The organism is Streptomyces sp. CB01373, assembly GCF_002803075.1.
Classification (GTDB): Bacteria; Actinomycetota; Actinomycetes; order Streptomycetales; family Streptomycetaceae; genus Streptomyces.
The window spans coordinates 421,058-440,315 of sequence record NZ_NNBK01000002.1 but is presented as its reverse complement, the minus strand read 5'-3'; the positions used below and the strand labels follow the sequence as shown (position 1 = coordinate 440,315).

General features: G+C 72.2%; 17 protein-coding genes. 7 read left to right on the top strand and 10 right to left on the bottom strand.

Going from position 1 to position 19,258, the window contains the following annotated elements; all coding sequences use genetic code 11:
- Positions 1-73: 73 nt before the first annotated feature.
- From CG719_RS04315 to CG719_RS04305, 3 genes are all read right to left on the bottom strand, one after another.
- Positions 74-1,129: an endonuclease/exonuclease/phosphatase family protein gene (locus CG719_RS04315; protein WP_100567098.1), complete on the bottom strand. Its 1,056-nt coding sequence runs from the start codon at positions 1,127-1,129 to the stop codon at positions 74-76.
- A 176-nt stretch (positions 1,130-1,305) separates the two neighbouring features.
- Entirely contained in the window at positions 1,306-1,932 is a 627-nt protein-coding gene (locus tag CG719_RS04310; protein ID WP_234375400.1) for a TetR/AcrR family transcriptional regulator, read from the bottom strand.
- Between the two features lie 122 nt (positions 1,933-2,054).
- Entirely contained in the window at positions 2,055-3,653 is a 1,599-nt protein-coding gene (locus CG719_RS04305; protein WP_199836500.1) for an MFS transporter, read from the bottom strand.
- 191 nt (positions 3,654-3,844) lie between these two features.
- Between CG719_RS04305 and panB the strand changes: the two genes are divergently transcribed.
- From panB to CG719_RS04290, 3 genes are all read left to right on the top strand, one after another.
- On the top strand, positions 3,845-4,711 hold the full coding sequence (gene panB, locus CG719_RS04300) for a 3-methyl-2-oxobutanoate hydroxymethyltransferase (protein WP_100567095.1): 867 nt from the start codon (positions 3,845-3,847) through the stop codon (positions 4,709-4,711).
- A gap of 228 nt (positions 4,712-4,939) precedes the next feature.
- Entirely contained in the window at positions 4,940-5,965 is a 1,026-nt protein-coding gene (locus tag CG719_RS04295; protein WP_100567094.1) for an ATP-binding cassette domain-containing protein, read from the top strand.
- Positions 5,962-6,792, top strand: a complete 831-nt coding sequence (locus CG719_RS04290) for an ABC transporter permease (protein WP_100567093.1) — start codon at positions 5,962-5,964, stop codon at positions 6,790-6,792. The genes CG719_RS04295 and CG719_RS04290 overlap by 4 nt, the downstream gene beginning before the upstream one ends.
- Positions 6,793-6,817: 25 nt before the next feature.
- On the opposite strand, the gene CG719_RS04285 is transcribed toward CG719_RS04290, so the two are convergent.
- Positions 6,818-10,411: an AfsR/SARP family transcriptional regulator gene (locus tag CG719_RS04285; protein ID WP_100567092.1), complete on the bottom strand. Its 3,594-nt coding sequence runs from the start codon at positions 10,409-10,411 to the stop codon at positions 6,818-6,820.
- Positions 10,412-10,564: 153 nt separating this feature from the next.
- On the opposite strand from CG719_RS04285, the gene CG719_RS04280 reads away from it, so the two are divergent.
- Positions 10,565-11,374, top strand: a complete 810-nt coding sequence (locus tag CG719_RS04280; RefSeq protein ID WP_100567091.1) for a site-2 protease family protein — start codon at positions 10,565-10,567, stop codon at positions 11,372-11,374.
- On the opposite strand, the gene CG719_RS04275 is transcribed toward CG719_RS04280, so the two are convergent.
- Positions 11,364-11,549: a hypothetical protein gene (locus tag CG719_RS04275; protein WP_100567090.1), complete on the bottom strand. Its 186-nt coding sequence runs from the start codon at positions 11,547-11,549 to the stop codon at positions 11,364-11,366. The two genes, CG719_RS04280 and CG719_RS04275, sit on opposite strands and share 11 nt — an antisense overlap.
- Before the next feature lie 54 nt (positions 11,550-11,603).
- Positions 11,604-12,308, bottom strand: coding sequence for an NADPH-dependent F420 reductase (npdG, locus tag CG719_RS04270; protein ID WP_100567089.1), 705 nt, complete (start codon positions 12,306-12,308; stop codon positions 11,604-11,606).
- A 106-nt stretch (positions 12,309-12,414) separates the two neighbouring features.
- On the opposite strand from npdG, the gene CG719_RS04265 reads away from it, so the two are divergent.
- The gene (locus tag CG719_RS04265) at positions 12,415-13,014 is read left to right on the top strand and encodes a hypothetical protein (protein ID WP_100567088.1); all 600 of its coding nucleotides are present in this window, start codon (positions 12,415-12,417) and stop codon (positions 13,012-13,014) included.
- Between the two features lie 212 nt (positions 13,015-13,226).
- On the opposite strand, the gene CG719_RS04255 is transcribed toward CG719_RS04265, so the two are convergent.
- Positions 13,227-13,457 (bottom strand): hypothetical protein, encoded by a 231-nt coding sequence (locus CG719_RS04255; RefSeq protein ID WP_100567087.1) that lies wholly within the window; start codon positions 13,455-13,457, stop codon positions 13,227-13,229.
- 58 nt (positions 13,458-13,515) lie between these two features.
- Between CG719_RS04255 and map the strand changes: the two genes are divergently transcribed.
- Positions 13,516-14,373, top strand: a complete 858-nt coding sequence (map, locus tag CG719_RS04250) for a type I methionyl aminopeptidase (protein WP_100567086.1) — start codon at positions 13,516-13,518, stop codon at positions 14,371-14,373.
- 152 nt (positions 14,374-14,525) lie between these two features.
- Entirely contained in the window at positions 14,526-15,173 is a 648-nt protein-coding gene (locus CG719_RS04245; RefSeq protein ID WP_100567085.1) for a biliverdin-producing heme oxygenase, read from the top strand.
- A 36-nt stretch (positions 15,174-15,209) separates the two neighbouring features.
- Here CG719_RS04245 and CG719_RS04240 read toward each other — a convergent pair whose 3' ends face one another.
- The 3 genes from CG719_RS04240 to CG719_RS04230 all read right to left on the bottom strand — a co-directional run bounded on the left by CG719_RS04240 (position 15,210) and on the right by CG719_RS04230 (position 19,147).
- The gene (locus tag CG719_RS04240; RefSeq protein ID WP_100567084.1) at positions 15,210-15,893 is read right to left on the bottom strand and encodes a PhzF family phenazine biosynthesis protein; all 684 of its coding nucleotides are present in this window, start codon (positions 15,891-15,893) and stop codon (positions 15,210-15,212) included.
- Between the two features lie 61 nt (positions 15,894-15,954).
- Positions 15,955-17,547 carry an HtaA domain-containing protein gene (locus tag CG719_RS04235; protein ID WP_100567083.1) on the bottom strand — a complete coding sequence of 531 codons (1,593 nt, stop codon included), beginning with the start codon at positions 17,545-17,547 and terminating at the stop codon, positions 15,955-15,957.
- Between the two features lie 133 nt (positions 17,548-17,680).
- Positions 17,681-19,147 (bottom strand): HtaA domain-containing protein, encoded by a 1,467-nt coding sequence (locus CG719_RS04230; protein WP_100567082.1) that lies wholly within the window; start codon positions 19,145-19,147, stop codon positions 17,681-17,683.
- Positions 19,148-19,258 lie beyond the last annotated feature (111 nt).

The following is a 19,258-nucleotide window of genomic DNA, read 5'->3' as shown; positions in this document are numbered from 1 at the left end:
CGTACCGCGGTGAACCGCGTATGCGTATGTTCTCAGACGGAACAAAGCCTCTCAGGCCCAGTATTCCAGCAGGTTACGACCCGGTTTCCGATGTGGTGACGTTCACCCGCGCGGCGATCGGCAGATGGTCGCTGCCGGTGCGCGGCAGGGTCCAGGAGCTCACCGGCTCCACTCCCCTGACCATGATCTGGTCGATCCGCGCCATCGGGAGCGACGCCGGCCAGCTGAACCCGAAGCCGCTGCCCGCGGCGCCCTGGGTGGAACGCATCTGGGAGGTGACGGCGTTGAGCGAGCGGTCGTTCATGGTGCCGTTCAGATCGCCGAGCAGGACCACCCTGGGCAGTTGCTCACCGGCGATCGCCTCGCCCAGCGCGTCCGCGCTCTCGTCGCGCTGCGCGGCGGTGAACCCGGCGTTCAGCTTCACCCGCACCGAGGGCATGTGGGCGACGTACACCGCGACGGACCCCTCGGGCGTGGCCACGCTGGCGCGCATGGCGCGCGTCCAGCCCAGCTTGATGTCGACGGCGCGGACGCCGCTGATCGGGTACTTGCTCCACAGCCCGACCGTGCCCTGCACCGAGTGGTACCGGTACTGCGGGGCGAGCGTCCGCTCGTAGGTGGGGAGCGCGGAGGTCTTCAGCTCCTCCAGGGCGAGCACCTGGGCCCCCGAGGCGGCCAGTTCCCGGGCGGTGCCGGACGGGTCGGGGTTGTCGGCGTTGACGTTGTGCGTGGCGACCATCAGTTCGCCGCCGGTGCCCGTCTTGTCGGTGAGCAGGCCGCCGAACTGGTTGAGCCAGACGATCACGGGCAGCAGCACGGCGATCAGCGCGGTCGCCGACCTGCGCACCAGGGCCAGGACCAGCAGCACCGTTACGAACAGGCCCGCCCACGGCAGGAAGGTCTCAATGAGGCTGCCGAGGTTGCCGATCCGGTTGGGGATCTGCGCGTGCACCACCATCACCAGGGCGATGGCGACCGCGAACGCGGCGAGGAGGAGGCCCCGGCGCCAGATCCCGGCGTCGCCGCGTCGGCCGTCGGTGAGGCCGTGCGCCAGACGCCGCAGCCGGCCTCCCCGGTGCCCGGGACCCGAACCGCCCGCCGTCTGCGTCACGTACGCCTGTCGCGCCATACCGTCGCCTCACTGCCTGCCGTGCACACCGTTCACCCCCGTGTTCTACGACCCTAGGGGATGATCGGCACCGTTCCCGCCGTCCTCGACGGCCGTACGGGCATGAGGACGAAGAAGTCGGCGCCCGGAGTTCCGCTTGCGCCGCCCACGGCCCGGTCTGTGACGAAACGCGCACATCAGCGCGGGGAACTGACAGGCCGTAGCCCTTCGAGCAGCAGGTCCACTATCTGCTCCGACAGGCCCTCGGGCAGGTCGGCGTCCGGGCGCATCACGCTGCGCACCAGCATGGGTCCGACGAAGAGGTCGACGAGTACCTCGACGTCCACGTCCCGGCGCAGTTCGCCGTCGCGCTGCCCGCGGCGCAGGACCTCCACCTGGAGCCTGCGCCGCGGCTCGACGACGGTCGCGTGGTAGGCGCACCAGATCTTCGGGCTGCTCTTCATCTGCGCGTAGACGTTGTGCAGGATGAGCGAGCTGCGGCTCACCAGGCCGCGGCGGCGCAGCTGTTCGAGGATGGCCACGAGGTCGTCGCGCATGGAGGTGCCCGGCAGTTCGGGGTCGGGGGGCTCGGCGGCGCGTACGACGTCGACGAACAGTTCCTCCTTGCCGCTCCAGCGCCGGTAGATGGTGGCCTTGCCGACGCCCGCGGTGCGGGCGATGCGTTCGATGGAGAGTTCGGCCAGCGGCACACCGTCCTCCAGCAGTTTCATCACGCCCTCCAGAATGGCGTGTTCCACCGCTTCGCTGCGGGGGCGCCCCCGCACGGGGGCGTCGGCAGCGGTGTGGCTGTCGGCAAGGCTCACGTGGGCCGTCCTTTCGTCGCACAGGAGATTGTCCATCGGGCGGCTCGCCGGTGGGTCCGACCCACCGACGGCCGCCTCCGGCCGGCAGTCCCCCGTCGCCGCGTGCCCCCGTCATATCCCGGCTACTCCACCGCCGCCACCACCTTCTCCTCTTCCTCATCCTTCTGCGGCACCGGCTGCCTGCCGGGCAGGAACAGGGCCACCACGACCGCGCCGACGAGCGCGACCGCGGCCCCGCACAGCGAGGTGACGTGCATGGCGTGCAGGAAGGCGTGGTTGGCCGGGTCGATCAGGCCCTTGCCCTGCGGGCCGAGCTTGGCCGCGACGCCGAGGGTGGCCTCGATGGACTCGGCCGCCTTGTCGCGCAGCCCGGGCGGGAGCAGTCCGAGCTTGCCCTCGATGTCGTTGCGGTACGCCGTCGAGAGCACCGAGCCGAGGACGGCGATGCCGAGGGCGCCGCCGACCTGGCGGAAGGTGTTGCTGAGCGCGGAGGCCGAGCCGGCCTTCTCGCGGGGCAGGGCCTGCATGATGACGACGCTGGTCGGCGTCATGATGTGCGCCATGCCGGTGCCCATGAGGAAGAAGACGACCTCCAGCAGCCAGATCGGCGTGTCGGCCTCGAAGCCGGCGAAGGCGGCCAGCATGGCGGCGAGCAGGACCAGTCCGCCCGTGGTGGTGGCCTTGTTGCCGAAGCGGTCGACGACCAGCCGGGCCCGCGGCGCGAAGATCAGCTGTGCGACGGCCAGCGGCAGCATCAGCACACCGGACTGCAGGGGCGAGTAGCCGCGCACGCTCTGGGTGTAGAAGATGCCGAAGAACGTCACGCCCATCAGCGCGAAGAAGACCAGCGCGATGGCGGTCATGGCGGCCGAGAAGACCTTGTTCTTGAAGTACGTGACGTCCAGGGACGGGTGGTCGCTGCGCTTTTCGAACACCACGAAGGCCGCGAGGACGAGCAGGCCCGCCGCGATCGTCGACAGCACGGTCGTGTCGGTGAAGTCGGCGAGTTCGCCGCCCTTGATGATGCCGTAGACGAGCAGGACCAGGCCGACGACGGACAGGACGACGCCGATCGGGTCGAGGCGGCCGGGCCGCGGGTCGCGGGAGTCGGGCACCAGCCACAGCATCAGCGCGACCGCGATGACGACGATGGGAACGTTGACCAGGAAGACCGAGCCCCACCAGAAGTGGTCCAGGAGCAGACCGCCGGTGATCGGGCCGATGGCGATGGCCAGGCCGACGCCGCCGGCCCAGATGCCGATGGCCTTGGGCTGCTCGTCGCGCTCGAAGACGTTCATCAGGACGGCGAGGGTGGCCGGCATGACGAAGGCGGCACCGACGGCCATCAGGGCGCGGAAGGCGATGAGTTGGGCGGGCGAGCCGGACTCGGCGGCCAGCGCGGAACTGGCGCCGAACACGATGAGGCCGCCGATCAGCACCTTCTTGCGCCCGATGCGGTCACCGACGAGGCCCGCGGTGAACAACAGACCCGCGAAGACGAGCGTGTAGGCGTTGATCGCCCACTCCAGCTCGCTCTGCGTGGCGCCCAGGCCCGTCGGGGCGGGGGTCGAGATGGTCTTGATCGCGACGTTCAGGATCGAGTTGTCGAGCACCACTATCAGCAGGCTCAGCATCAACGCGCCGAGAATCGCCCAGCGTCGGCGGTGCACCGCCTCCGGAACCCGGGGGCCGTCGACGGCGCGGTCGGCAGGAGTAGTCATGCCGACGAGCCTAGGGCACTTCCGATACGAGACCGTCTCGTATCGGAATCCTTTACCCAGATCTTACGACTCGCGTGCCGAGACGTTGCGCACACGGGGCTCCTCTGGCCGCCTCCGGCACGAGGTGCCACCATGGGAGGGATCCGGGGACGCCGTCAGGGCGCCCCGAGATGACTGAAGGAGCCGTTGTCATGACGCAGCTTTCGGCTGCCCACAACAAGCCCTCCGACGGCAGCAAGGCGCTGTACGGGGGGAAGGGCACTCGCCGCATCACTGTTCGCGACATCTCCCTCGCCAAGGAACGCGGCGAGAAGTGGCCCATGCTCACCGCCTACGACGCGATGACCGCGTCCGTCTTCGACGAGGCCGGCATCCCGGTGATGCTGGTCGGCGACTCCGCGGGCAACTGCCACCTCGGCTACGAGACGACCGTGCCCGTCACGCTCGACGAGATGACGATGCTGTCGGCCGCGGTCGTCCGCGGCACGAAGCGCGCCCTGATCGTCGGCGACCTCCCCTTCGGCTCCTACCAGGAGGGTCCGGTGCAGGCGCTGCGCTCGGCGACCCGGCTGGTGAAGGAGGCGGGCGTCGGCGCCGTGAAGCTGGAGGGCGGCGAGCGGTCGCACGAGCAGATCCGGCTCCTGGTGGAGTCCGGCATCCCGGTCATGGCCCACATCGGCCTGACCCCGCAGTCCGTCAACGCCATGGGCTACCGCGTCCAGGGCCGCGGCGAGGAGGCGGCGCAGCAACTGCTGCGGGACGCCAAGGCCGTTCAGGACGCGGGCGCGTTCGCGGTGGTCCTGGAGCTGGTGCCGGCCGAACTGGCCGCCGAGGTGACGCGGATGCTGCACATCCCGACCGTCGGCATCGGCGCCGGGCCCGACACGGACGCGCAGGTGCTGGTGTGGACCGACATGCTCGGACTGACCGGCGGGCGCGTGCCGAAGTTCGTCAAGAAGTACGCCGATCTGCGGGAGGTCATCGGCGGCGCGGCCAAGGCGTTCGCCGAGGACGTGGTGGGCGGGACGTTCCCGCTGGAGGAGCACTCGGTGCACTGACCTCCGGTTGAGCCATCGCGGTACCAGGGCAGCCCCGCCGATCTTCCCCCGTCGGCGGGGCTGCCGGTTTTTGCGCCTGACCCGGCGCCGCTCTCGCGGAGGTGGTTGCTCACCGTCGTGGTTCCTCAATCGATGGTTGCGGTGCTCGTCGGGGACATGTCGGCGCCCGGTGCCGTCTGTCGGTGGACTGTCGGTGGTTTGTCGGTGGGGGCTGGCACTGTTCGGGGCATGACGCGAATCGACGACAACCCCGGCGGCGTGCCGAACGCCGTGACCGTGCGGGGGCTGGTCAAGCACTACGGCGAGACCAAGGCACTGGACGGCGTGGACCTGGACGTGCGCGAGGGCACCGTGATGGGCGTGCTCGGGCCGAACGGAGCCGGCAAGACCACCCTCGTACGCATCCTGTCCACGCTGCTCGCCCCGGACGCGGGACAGGCCACCGTGGCGGGCTACGACGTGGCACGGCAGCCCCGGCAGCTGCGCCGGGTGATCGGGCTGACCGGGCAGTACGCCTCCGTGGACGAGAAGCTCCCCGGCTGGGAGAACCTCTACCTGATCGGCCGGCTGCTCGACCTGCCCCGCAAGGAGGCCCGCGCCCGCGCCGACGAGCTGCTGGAGCGGTTCTCGCTCACCGAGGCCGCGCGGCGGCCGGCCCGCACCTACTCCGGCGGCATGCGGCGGCGGCTCGACCTCGCCGCCTCGATGATCGGGCGGCCCGCCGTCCTCTTCCTGGACGAGCCCACCACGGGCCTCGACCCCCGTACCCGCAACGAGGTGTGGGACGAGGTCAAGACGATGGTCGGCGACGGGGTCACCGTCCTGCTGACCACCCAGTACATGGAGGAGGCCGAACAGCTCGCCTCCGAACTGACCGTCGTCGACCGCGGCAAGGTCATCGCGAACGGCGGCATCGAGGAGCTGAAGGCGAAGGTCGGCGGGCGCACCCTGCGCGTGAAGCCGGCCGACCCGCTCGAAGTGCGCCCGCTGGCCGGGATGCTCGACGAACTGGGCATCACCGGGCTCGCCGCGACAACCGTCGACACCGCGACCGGCTCCCTGCTCGTACCGATCCTCAGCGACGAGCAACTGACCGCCGTGGTCGGCGCGGTCACCGCGCGCGGCATCACGATCAGCTCCATCACCACCGAACTGCCCAGCCTGGACGAGGTGTTCCTGTCCCTCACCGGCCACCGCGCCAGTGCCCCGCAGGACACCGTGCCCGCCGACATCCGCGAAGAGGTCGCCGCATGAGCGCCGTCACCACAACCCCTCTGGGCTCCCCCGGCCTCAAGGCCGATGCCCGGATCCCGCTGCGCAGCCATCTGCGGCACACCGGCGCGCTGGTCCGCCGCAACCTGCTGTGGATACGGCAGGACCCGGAATCGATGTTCGACGCGATCCTGTTCCCGGTGATCTTCACGCTGCTGTTCGTGTACGTCTTCGGCGGCTCGATCGGGCAGTCGCTGGGCGGCGGGCAGCAGCAGTACGTGCAGTACATCGTGCCCGGCCTGATGGCCATGATGGGCATGAACCTGGCCCAGAGCGTGGGCACCGGCTTCAACACGGACTTCAACTCCGGTGTCATGGACCGCTTCCGGTCCCTGCCGATCGGGCGCGGCTCGGTGCTGTTCGCCAAGATCTCGGTGGAGCTGCTGCGGATGATGATCGCGACGGCCGTCCTGCTGGTCGTCGGCGTCCTCGTGGGCTTCGAGATCGAGAACTGGCCAGGCCTGTTCGCCGCCGTGGGGCTGTCGGCGGTGTTCGGCTCGGCGCTGATGTGGGTGTTCCTCACGCTCGGCGTGGTGATGAAGAACGCGCAGTCCGTGCAGGCGATGGGCTTCCTGGTGCTGATGCCGCTCCAGTTCGGCTCGTCCATCTTCGCACCGCCCGGGACGATGCCGGGATGGCTGCGGAACTTCACCGAGTACAACCCGCTGTCCGCCCTCGCGGACAGCGCCCGAGGGTTGATGGTGGGCGGCCCGGTGGCGCACAGCATGTGGTTGACGCTGGCCTGGTCGGCGGGGATCACGGTGGTGATGGCACCGATCGCGATCCACAAGTTCCGTACGAAGAGCTGACGGTACGGCGTCGCACCGTCGCGGCTCAGATCAGGGCGGCGGCCTCCTGCGCGGAGAGGCCGCCGCCCTCCGCGTACGCGGCCTCGTACGCCTCGTCGCCGAGCAGTTCCCGGGTGAGCGCGACGACCTCGTCGCGGACGTGGCGCTCCATGGCCGAGGCGACGTGGCGGGGCGGCAGCAGGGCGTCGGCGGCTCCGAGGCAGCGGGCGGCGTCCCGGGCCCGGCGTCCGCCGTCCACGCCGGCGAGGGCCCTGGCGGCGATGGTCAGGTACGCCGAGGGCATATGGGGCGCGATGGCCTCGGACAGCGGGTCCTGGGCGCGCTGGAGGGCCCGGCGGACCTTGTCCAGGGCGTCCTCGTACAGGCCGTCGACCGCGTCGACCCAGGACTCGGCACCGAGGATGAAGGCGTCGAAGACGACGAAGTGCGAGATACCGAACTCCTCGCGCAGCAAACGCAGTTGTTCGCGCGCCTCGGGGATGCGTCCGGTCATGCCCAGTCGGCCGGCGAGGTAGAGGCGGGCGGGGGGCATGGCCTCGTTGTGGCTGTTCCGGCTCTGCTCGACGACCTCCCACAGCAGCCGTTCGCCCTGTTCGGTGTCGCCCGACTCCATCAGCGCGCTGCCCAGACGGGCGGTGAGGACGGTGACCTGGGCGGCGGCGCCGAGGCGTTCGGCGTGGTCGATGGCCGACCGGTAGTCGGCCGCGGCCGACAGGTAGGCGCCGGTGCGCTCATGGGCCTCCGCGCGCGCGGAGAGTGCCTCGGCGGTACCCCAGGCGTCGTCGAGACGGCGGAAGATCTCCAGCGACTCGTCGGCGTCCCGGCCGGCGTCCCCGGCCCAGTCGGTGCGGTTGGCCAGCAGGTTGGCGCGCCACTGGAGGGCGTGGGCCAGCTCCCACTCGAATCCCGGGGTCTCGCGGCAGGTGCGTACCGCGGCGTCGGTGACCTCGAGCAGGCGTTTCACCTCGCCGGTCAGCATCACCGCGAACATCCAGAGCATGCCGGGACTGCGGCAGATCTGCGGCTGGCCGGGCTGGTAGACCTGGGTGATGAGCCGCAGCTTCCGTTTCGCCTCGGGCGACTCCCAGGCCTCCAACTCGGTGTCCATGCAGGAGAGATGGACCAGGTGCAGACCCCGGCGGGCCTCGGCGAGCACCTCGCCGGTCATCGGGGGCGGGGCGTCCGTGCACCGCTGCCAGACGGGTTCGGCGGGCCGGACCGGCTCGGTGAAGGGGTCGGGGCCGAACTCGATGAACTCGGCGCACCAGTTGCGGGCCTCGAGGCGCATGTCGCGCATCTGCCAGTAGTTGGCGAGCGAGAGGATCAGGCACAGGCCCTCCTGCTCGTCGCGTGCGGCGACGGCGTGACGCAGCGCCGTGCGCAGGTTCTCGTACTCCAGCTCGATCCTGGCCATCGCCTCCCGCTGGCTGGAGCCGCGCATCAACGGCTCGGTGGTGCGGGCCAGTTCGCGGTAGTACGTCAGGTGGGCGCGCTCGGTCGCGGTGCGGCCACCGGTCTCGTCGAGCCGTTCCCGCGCGTACTCGGCGACGGTCTCGAGCAGCCGGTAGCGCATCCCGCCGTCGGCGGCGGGGGCGGCCACCACGAGGGACTTGTCGACGAGGGAGGCGAGGGCGTCGAAGGCGGCGGGGCCGCACACGGCCTCGGCCGCGGCGAGGTCGCAGCCGCCGGCGAAGACGGACAGCCGGCTCAGGACGTCCCGTTCGTCGGCGTCGAGCAGGTCCCAGGACCAGTCGACGACGGCGCGCAGGGTCTGCTGGCGGGGCAGGACGGTACGGCTGCCCGAGGTGAGCAGGCGGAAGCGGTCGTCGAGCCGGTCGGCGATCTGCCGCGGGGTCAGCATCCGCAGCCGGGCGGCGGCGAGTTCGATGGCCAGCGGCAGCCCGTCCAGGCGCCGGCAGATCTCGGCGCAGGCGTCCGCGGTCTCCTGGTCGGCGTCGGTGCGGAAGCCGGGCCGTACGGCGGCCCCGCGTTCGGCGAACAGTCGCAGCGCCACCGGGTCGGGCAGGGGCTCGACCGGCCGCAGCACCTCGCCGGGTATGCCGAGGGGTTCCCGGCTGGTGGCGAGGACGGTGAGGTGCGGGCAACGGGCCAGCAGCTCCTCGACGAGGCGGGCCGCCGCGTCGACGACGTGCTCGCAGTTGTCGAGCAGGAGCAGCATGCGGCGCCTGGCGCAGTGCTCGACCAGCCGCTCGACGGGGTCGTTGTGCCGGTCGGCGACGGCGGCCCGCATCTCCTCCGCACCGGCGCCGTACAGCACGGTCTCGCGGGCGCCGACGGCGGTGAGCACGGCCCCGGGCACGGCCTCGGCGTCGTCGACGGGGGCGAGCTCGGCCAGCCACACGCCGTCCAGCGGCACCGGCCGCACGGCCTCGGCGGCCTCCTGCGACAGCCGGGTCTTCCCGGCCCCGCCCGGCCCGAGCAGCGTCACCAGACGCGCGGCGTCCAGGTCGGCCCGGATCGTCCCGATGTCGGCCTCGCGGCCCACGAAGGAGGTGATCCGGGCGCGGAGGTTGCTCGGGGGCCGGGCATCGGCCGTACCGGGGCCCACCTCCTCGCCCGCGGCACCGTCCGGGACACCGGCATCGGGCCCGGCGAGGGGTACCGCCGAGGGAGCAACGCGGGAGAGCACCGCCGCGGGGACGGCGGCCTCACCCGCGGCACGCGGCCCGGCCACCGCACCGGAACCGGCCTCGGGGGTCCGGGCCCCGCCGCCCGTGGCGGGGCCGGATGCCGCACCGGAACCGGACACCGCACCGGGACCAGGCGCAGCGATCCGGGCCACGCCCGGGCCGGACGCCGCGCCGGAAGCGGGCTCAGCAGCCCAGCCCCCACCGCCTGCGACAAGGCCGGGCGCCGGCCGCGTCCCGCCGGTGGGCCGCAGCAGTTCCGCGTGCAGCGCGCGCAGTTCCGGGCCGGGGTCGGAGCCGAGGCGGTCGGCCAGCAGCCGGCGTACGTCCTCGTAGGCGGCCAGGGCCTCGGCGGTGCGGCCCGCGTCGCGCAGGGCGCGCAGGCGGAGGGTCTGGAGGGGTTCGTCCAGGGGGTGCGTGTCGCACAGCGCGGTCAACTCGGGCAGGCTCCGCTCGGCGTGCCCGAGGGCGAGGGCGGCGGTGAGGCGGGCGCGGCGCACGTCCAGGTGGCGGGTGTCCCAGCGGGCCGCCTCGGCGGTGCGGTCGGGCAGGTCGGCGAGGGCGGGGCCGCGCCACAGCGCGAGAGCGTCGTCGAGGACGGCGGCCGCCTTCGCCGGGTCACCGTCGCTCAGCGCGCGCAGGCCCTCGCCGGCCAGCCGCTCGAAGCGGTGCAGGTCGACGTCGTCGGTCGCGGCGGCGAGCCGGTAGCCGCCCTCCGCCGAGGCCACCGCGCCCGCGCCGAGCGTCCGGCGCAGCCGCCCGACCAGGGCCTGGAGCGCGCCGGTGGCGTCGGCGGGCGGCTCGCCGTCCCACACCTCGTCGACGAGCGCGCGCACCGGGACCGTACGGCCGGGTCGCAGGGCGAGCACGGTCAGCAGGGCACGCAGCCGGGCCCCGCCGAGCGGAACGGCGGTGCCGTCGGGGCGGAGTGCCTGGGTGGTGCCGAGGATGCGATAGCGCACGAGGTCCATTGTCTCCGGTGGTCTCACGGACGGTCACGGGATTTCGGCGGCGCGGCGCGCGGGCGGTCCGGGAACCCGTGCCCCAGGGCGGGACGTTCCGCCCGTGTGCCCGGTACGGTCGGGCTCGCCGCACGAACCGTACGAGCACAGGAGCCGTCCCCCATGACGTCCGTCACCACCCGCCACGGCGACCGCCGGATCAGCCCCGTCTTCCTCGGCATCCTGGCCGTCACCGCGGTCGGGGGCTGGGCCGCCTGGACCGGGTTCGCCCCGATTCCGGGCCACCAGGGTCTGTGGGTGTTCGTGTTCGTGACCGCGGCCTGGGTCGTCTCGCTGTGCCTGCACGAGTACGCGCACGCGCGCACCGCGCTGCACAGTGGTGACTTCACGGTCGGCGCCAAGGGCTATCTGACACTGAACCCGCTGAAGTACACGCATGCCGTGCTGAGCATCCTGCTTCCGCTGCTGTTCCTGGTCATGGGCGGGATCGGGCTGCCCGGCGGCGCGGTGTTCATCGAGCGCGGCCGGATCCGGGGCCGCTGGCGGCACAGCCTGGTCTCGGCGGCGGGACCGCTGACGAACGTACTGTTCGCGGTGGTGTGCACGGCACCGTTCTGGTTGCACGCGCTGGACGGCGTGCCCAGCGGCTTCCGGTTCGCCCTGGCCTTCCTCGCGCTGCTGCAGGTGACGGCCGCGATCCTGAACTTCCTGCCGGTCCCGGGCCTGGACGGCTACGGCGTGATCGAACCCTGGTTGTCGTACAGCATCAAGCGCCAGGTGGAGCCGTTCGCACCGTTCGGCCTGATCTTCGTCTTCGCGCTGCTGTGGGTGCCCTCGCTCAACATCGCGTTCTTCGACGTGATCCACACGCTGCTGCGTCACCTCGGCGTCGGCCCCCTCGACCAGTACTGCGGCCACGACCTGTACCGCTTCTGGCAGCGCACCAGCGAGTTCTGCTCGGTCAGCCTGTGACGGAGCCGCCCTGCCCCGTCCGGCCGCGGCGGGCGTAGTACCAGGTCATGTTGGACGACAGCCCGGCCAGCAGCACCCACACCACCCCGAGCCAGCTGCCCTGGACGAAGGAGACGACGGCCGCGGCCACCGCGAGCAGGCAGACGATCAGGGCGTAGAGGGCGAGGCGAGGCATGGGGTCGGCTCCTGTCGGGGGACACTGCTACGGCCACCAGTGTCCCCCATCGGCTCATACGTCCGTGATCCGGAGCCCCGCGTGTGCCTTGTAGCGGCGGTTGACCGAGATCAGGTTCGCGACCAGCGACTCCACCTGGTGGGCGTTGCGCAGCCGGCCCGCGAAGACGCCCCGCATGCCGGGGATGCGGCCGGCCAGCGCCTGGACGATCTCCACGTCGGCGCGCTCCTCGCCGAGGACCATCACGTCGGTGTCGATCCGCTCGATCCCGGCGTCCTGGAGGAGGACGGCCGACAGGTGGTGGAAGGCCGCCGTCACCCGTGAGTCCGGCAGCAGGACGGCGGCCTGCTCGGCGGCGCTGCCCTCCTCCGGCTTGAGCGCGTAGGCGCCCTTCTTGTCGAAGCCGAGCGGGTTGACGCAGTCCACGACGAGCTTGCCGGCCAGCTCCTCGCGCAGGGCGTCGAGGGTCTTGCCGTGGCCCTCCCACGGAACGGCGACGATCACGATGTCGCTGCGGCGCGCGGTCTCGGCGTTGTCGGCGCCCTCGACGCCGTGGCCGGTCTCCTCGGCCGCCGCCCGGGCCCGTTCGGCCGCGCGCGAGCCGATGATCACCTTCTGGCCGGCCCGGGCGAGCCGGTAGGCCAGGCCCTTGCCCTGCGGGCCGGTTCCCCCGAGCACGCCCACGACCAGCCCGGAGACGTCGGGGAGGTCCCAGGGGTCCTTTGCGGGGGCCTTGTGTGCACTGTCGCTAGAGGTCATGGGCCGACTCTACGTCCGCGGCCCCGCCTGCGCCGGGTCCCCCGGAAGGGCGAACGCCGGTCGAAGTCCGCCCCGCCCGTACCCGTTTGCGGCAGGATGCGCGCGTATGGACGCCGTACGGGTCGCGCTGCTGCGCGAGGTGCTCGCCGGGACCGAGTGGCTGGTGACCACCCGGCGGTTCGCGGGGGTGCTGCGGGGGTCCGTGGTGTCGCACGGGGGCGGGCTGCTGCTCGTGGGCACCCCGCGGGACGAGCCCTGGCACCTGGCGGCCCACCTGGTGGACGAGGCCGCCTGGTCGGGCACCCCGGAGCTGGCCCCGACGCTGGTACGACACGCCCCGCGCCCCTCGGACCGGGCGCATCTGGCCGTGGGCCTGGGACGGCTCGCGGCGGCCCGGCGCGGCGAGACGCTGCTCGTGGTCGCCCCCGAGGAGCCCGCCCCGCTCCTGGAGCGGGTGCACGAGGCCCGGCGGGCCGGAGCGACGGTGCTGGCGCTGGGCTCGGGCGGGGGCGAGCTGGAGGCGATGGCGCACGAGACGCTGGCGGTGCCGCCCGGCTCCGAGCTGGACCTGGACACCGTGCAGCACCTGGTGAGTGCGGCGGCCGGGGAGAACCCGCTGCCGGCCCAGCGCGGCCGCGGCCGCTTCCGCGACCGCTTGTCCCGGCTGACGGACCTCCTGACGGCACCTCCACCGCCGCGCTGGTAGCGGGGCGAACGGAAACCGGTTCGGCTCGGGCAGGTCCGCTCGGGGTCGTTCGCCGCATGGTGGGGCGTCCGGGCGTCGGTGTGGTGCCGGCGCTGTGCCTGCCGGAGCTGATGCGTACGACACGCGGACGAACGAGCACGCGGTGCACATGCGGGCGGATCCCGCGGCCGGCGCCCTGCGCGCGGCCGCGCGACCGGTGCCTTCGGGGCTGTTCAGCCCTCCTCGGTGCCGCCCGTCGGGGCGTCGTGCCAGCGGGGGTCGTTCTCCCACTCGAGGTTGCGTTCGCGGGCGGTGTCCATCGCGTGCTGGGCCTCCCCGCGGGAGGTGTACGGGCCGAACCGGTCCTTGGCGGGGCACTCGGGCCCCTCCTCGACCTTCTTGTGCTCCAGGCAGTAGTACCACTCGCCCGGTTTTCCTGCGGTCCGCTTCTTGAACAGGGCCATGACCAGCTCCTCTCGCCACGGACATGTTCCCCCATTGCCCCCGGATAGACTCGCCGACATGTCTGGCCAGTCGCTGCTCGTCCCCGGGGAGCTGTCCCCGCCCCGTTCCGTGCCCGGAAACATCCGCCGCCCCGAGTACGTCGGCAGGCCCGCACCGAAGCCGTACAGCGGGCCGGAGGTGCAGACGCCGGAGACCGTCGAGGCGATGCGGATCGCCGGGCGGATCGCCGCGCAGGCCATGGAGGAGGCGGCCCGGCACATCGCGCCCGGCGTCACCACGGACGAACTGGACCGAGTGGCGCACGAGTTCATGTGCGACCACGGCGCCTACCCCTCCACGCTCGGCTACCGCGGCTTCCCCAAGTCGCTGTGCTCCTCGGTCAACGAGGTCATCTGCCACGGCATCCCGGACTCGACCGTGCTGCGGGACGGCGACATCGTCAACCTGGACGTGACGGCGTACATCGGCGGGGTGCACGGGGACAACAACGCGACGTATCTCGTGGGTGACGTGGACGAGGAGAGCCGCCTGCTGGTGGAGCGCACCCGGGAGGCCCTCAACCGCGCGATCAAGGCGGTCCGCCCCGGACGGCAGATCAACATCATCGGCCGCGTCATCGAGTCCTACGCCAAGCGGTTCGGCTACGGCGTGGTCCGGGACTTCACCGGCCACGGCATCAACACGTCGTTCCACTCGGGGCTGATCGTCCCGCACTACGACAGCCCGCACGCCACGACGCTCATCCAGCCCGGGATGACCTTCACGATCGAGCCGATGCTGACGCTGGGCACCCACGAGTACGACGTCTGGGACGACGGCTGGACGGTCGTCACGAAGGACCGCAGGCGCACCGCCCAGTTCGAGCACACGCTGGTGGTGACGGACTCGGGGGCGGAGATCCTGACGCTGCCGTAGTACCGCTCCCCTCCGCCGCGGCCCGCTCCCTCCGGGGGCGGGCCTTTCCTTGTCCCCCATGTCCGTTTGGCCGGAATTCGGGGTAAAGTTTTCCCGACACGGTGTCGGTAAAGCCATTGACTTAGGCAAGCCTTACCTTAGAGGATGGCCACATGGACTCCTTCTCGACACTCATCCGCACCGCCTCCCACGAGCAGCACACGGAGGCGGAGACCTCCACCTTCATGAGCGATCTGCTCGGCGGCCGGCTCGGCGTGGACGCGTACGCGCGGTACACCGAGCAGCTCTGGTTCGTGTACGCGGCACTGGAGGACGGAGCCGAACGGCTGGCGTCGGATCCGGCGGCGGGCCCGTTCATCCAGCCCGAGCTGTTCCGCCTGGCCGCGCTGGAGCGGGACCTCGAGCATCTGCGCGGCGCCTCCTGGCGCTCGGAGGTGAGCGCGCTGCCCGCGACCGAGGCGTACGCGGAGCGGGTGCGCGAGTGCGCCGAGCAGTGGCCGGCCGGTTACATCGCCCACCACTACACCCGCTACCTCGGCGACCTCTCCGGCGGCCAGATCATCCGCGACAAGGCGGAGAAGACGTGGGGCTTCACGAAGAAGGGCGACGGCGTCCGTTTCTACGTCTTCGAGGAGATCACCAACCCGGCCGCCTTCAAGCGGGGTTACCGCGAACTCCTGGACGGCGTGAACGCAGACGACCTGGAGAAGCAGCGGATCGTGACCGAGTGCAAGAAGGCGTTCTCCCTGAACACGGCCGTCTTCCACGCCCTGGCCGAGGAGTTCCCCCTGTCGGCCTGACCGCGGCCGGGGTCGGCGGGGCGTGGACCGTGCGCGTCAGCGCTCCAGGATCACCCGGCCGCCGACCTCGACCCAGCCGCCCGGCTGGGGGGCCGTGAGGATTTGTGAGCCCGTGCCCTGGACGATGTTCAGGGCACGGCCCAGTTCGGCCGTGAGGAGCAGGGCCGCCGCGCCTGTCGCCTCGTCCTCGTCGATGCCATCGTCGCGACCGGGAAAGGCGCGGGCGCGGATGCGGCCGGCGGCCTCGTCCTCCCAGGACCAGGCGTAGATCCTCCCCCGGACTTCGTCCGGGGGGACCCCCATCTCGCTTCGCTCGCCGGGCGGCGGTACGGGCAGGTCGTCGACCTCGGCGGCGGTGGCGTACTGGCGCAGGGTGCACGGCGGGGCCCACTCCGGTCGGGCCTCGATCCAGGTGAACTCGCCGTCCAGGCGGGTGCCCACGGTCCCGGCGGGGGTGACCAGTTCCGGCACGTCCAGGAGCCACGCCACCCCCACGCACGGGTGGCCCGCGAACGGCAGGCGCAGGGTGGGGGTGAAGATGTCGATGACGCCACGCTCGGGGTCGTCGACGAACACCGTCTCGCTGAAGCCGAGTTTGGCGGCCAGTTCCTGGCGGTCGTCCCGGTCGGGGACGCGCGAGCCGTCCCGGACGACACCGAGTTCGTTCCCGTAGCCACCGCGCGGCCCGCAGAAGACGCGCAGCACGTCGTAATCAGTCACCCGGGCATTCAAGCATCGCGGCGGTGCCGTCCGAACCGGACGGCACCGCCGCCGACGCGGATCAGGCCTGCGTGTCGCGGCGCCTGCGCAGGGCGTAGAGCACGCCCGCGCCCGCCGCCACGGTCGCCGCGGCGGCCGCGCCCAGGGCGCCCACCGGGACGTCGGAGCCGGTGGCGGCCATGCTGCCGCCGATGCCGCCGGTGGTGGAGCCGATGCCGCCGGTCGTCGAACCGGTACCACCCGTACCGGTGCCGCCCGTACCGCCCGTTCCGCCGGAGGTGCCCGTGCCGCCCGTGCCCGAGCCGCCGCCCGACGTGCCGTTGCCGGAGGGAAGTTCGGCGTCCTTGGTGAGGGCGACGGACAGGATCACCGGGTCGAGCGCGGTGCCCTTGTCGTAGAAGCCGCCGAACGCCTTGGCGCCGGCCTCGGTCAGCGTCGCCGTCACGTCGTTCACGGTGATGACGTCGTTCTTGGCGCTGAGCTCGGTGGAGCCGGCCTTCAGGTCGGCCAGGACCACGTTCGGCGACTTCTCGCCGAGGCTGGTGACATCGGCGGTCAGCCTGCCGGATCCGCCGTCGAGGCCGGCCCTGACGTTGTCGAGGGTGAGGTCGAGGCCGTAGCCGCCGCCCTCGCCCTCGCCCTGGTGGCCCTTGAAGTTGACCGAGCCCTTGAACGCGGCGGACAGGGTGCCGGCCTCGGTGTCGTAGACGCCGGTGGCGTCCGCGAAGGTGAAGGCACCGTTGCCGGACGCCTGGGAGGCACCGCCCGACGCCGTGATCCGGCCCTTGGCCACCGGGCCCACGACATAGCCGCGGAAGGAGTCCTTCACGCCCCAGGTCAGCCTGCCGTCGGCGATGTCGCCCTTGGAGGGGGCGGGCGCGGTGGAGGCGGACGGGGAGGTGGACGCCGTGGGCTCGGCGCTCTGGGAGGCCGAGTCACTGGGCTTCGGGGACGTCGACGGGTTGCCGGTCTCCGACTCGCTCGGCGAGGCCGACGAGGCGGGCGGGGACGTCGGCTCCGGCGAGGTGGTCTCCGGCTCGCTGGGCGACGGGCTCGGCGACGTCGTGCCCGGCTTCTTCACCACCGACAGCGGATCGCCTGCCGCGCCCGCGTAGTTGGAGCCGCCGAGGAAGGTGCCGGCCTCGGTGGTGAGGGTGGTGGCCAGGCCGCTCATGTCCGAGCCGGTCGGGGCCGCGACCTCGGCGAACGGCACGTCCTGCTGGGTCGGGCCGTCGTCGGCGGTGAGGTCGGCGGTGAGGATGCCCGTGGCGCTGTCGTACTGGAAGTCGCTCATCACCCGCTTGAACCCGTGCACCGGCGACTCGGAGACGAGGGTGCCCTTGAAGGCCAGGTGCAGCGTGTGGTTGGTGCTGTCGTAGGTGCCCTGGCCGTCGGTGAAGGTGAAGACGCCGTTGCCGTCGGCCTGCGAGGCGCCGTCGGAGGCGGTGAAGGTGCCCTTGGTGTAGGGGCCGGTGACGTAGTTCCGGTACGACTCCTTGATGCCCCAGCTCAGTTCGTAGCCGGTCAGGGGCACGGAGGCCGCGGCGGCACCGGGAGCCGTGGCCAGGGCGGCGGCTCCCATCACGGTGGCCGTGGCCACGGCGGCGGCGAACATCACCGGCCGTCTGCGGGCGCGGGTGGCGGTGGCGGGCATGGCGGTTCTCCTCGTGACGGGGTCCACCGGTGGGGCGGCGGAAGGAAGGAAAAGGGAGAGGGAAAGGGAATCGGACGTGGGGGGGGTGGGGAGTGAGGGTCTCTGGCTCAGCGGGCCGGACGGCCGCGAAGGGTCACGATCCGCCGGACCGCTCCTCGTCGGTGCCGGAACCCGTGGCCGACGCGGCGGCGGCCGTGCGGTTCCTGCGGCGGAGGAGCGCCGCGCCGCCGAGTGCCAGCACCAGCGCGCCTCCCGCGCCGAGTGCGACCGGCAGGACCGGGGTGCCGTCGTCGCCGGTGGCCGCGACCGGTTCGACCGACGGGTCGGGGTCGGGGGCGGCCGTCGTGGGGGCGGGCGCGGCGGTGTCGGTGACCGCGCTGCCCAGGTCGGGCAGCGCGGGCAGTTCGGCGCCCTCGGTGAGGGCGACGGCCAGGGACACCGGGTCCATCGCGGTGCCCGCCGGGTACATCCCGCCGAACGCCTCGGCGCCGCGGGCGGTCAGCTCGGCCGGTGCCTCGGTCACCTTCGCCAGGCCGTCGCGGGCGGTCAGGTCCTTGGCCGCGAAGGTGACCAGCGGGACCTTCCTGCCGGTCAGGCGGTCGCTCGTCACGTCGGCGTAGAGCGTGCCCGTGCCCTTGGCGACGGTGACGCGGACGGCGCTGAGTTCCAGGTCCAGGCCGTGCGCGCCGGTGAAGCGGACGGCGCCCTTGAAGGTGGCGTCGAGTGCGCCCTTGTCGTACGTGCCCCGGCCGGAGGGGAAGCGGAAGAGGGCGCCGCCGTCCTGGGCCCCGCCGGTCAGGGTCCACTTGCCGCGGGCGATGTCGCCGGTGACGTACTCGCGGAAGGTGCGGCGCACGCCCCAGTCGACGGCGCCGTTCACGAGCGCCCGGTGCGAAGCCGCCTTCTTCTGCGCGGACTTGGACGGGGTGGGCGTGAGCGAGGGGGCCGCCGCCTTCGCGGCCGGGCGTACGTCCGCCGCGAGGCTCACCGGGTCCAGCGGGGTTCCGGCCGTGTAGTAGCCGGCGAAGGACCGCGCGCCCTGGGGGGTGAGCGTGGCGGGCAGGTTGTTGAGGACGACGGCGTCACCGCCGCCCCTCATGTCGACCCCGCCGAGGGAGAGGGTGGCGAAGGGCACCTGAGCGGCGGTCGTGACGCTCCCGGTGTCCTTCGCCTTGCTGACGACGTCCACGTAGAGCGTGCCGACGGAGCCGTTGACGCTCACGGTGGGCCGGCTGAGGGTGAGGTCGAGCTGGTAGCCGCCGCTTGCCGCCTGATGGCCGACGAAGCGGACACCGCCGGAGAACGAGGCACGGAACGCGCCCGTGGCGCCGTCGTAGGAGCCGGTCGCCGAGTGGAAGCGGAAGGTGCTGCCGCCGACCGTCGCGGCACCGCCGGTCAGGAAGTAACTCCCCTTGGCTATCGGCCCGGTGACATAGCTCTGGAAGGAGGACTTGATGCCCCAGTCCAGCCGGCCGCCCTGGACGGTACGGCTCTCGGCGTGGGCGGCGGTGGCCGGCAGCAGGACCGCCGACAGGGCCGCGGCGAGCACGGCGAGAGCCGTGAACGACGCGGTGACCAGAGCGCGAAGGCGCGCGGGCATGGGGAACCTCCCGATCCACAACCGGTAGCAAACGAAGGTAAGGCTAACCTAAGATGTGCCGGTCAGATGCTGGCAGTACCCCCCGAAAGGAACGGACGGAACCGTGCGACG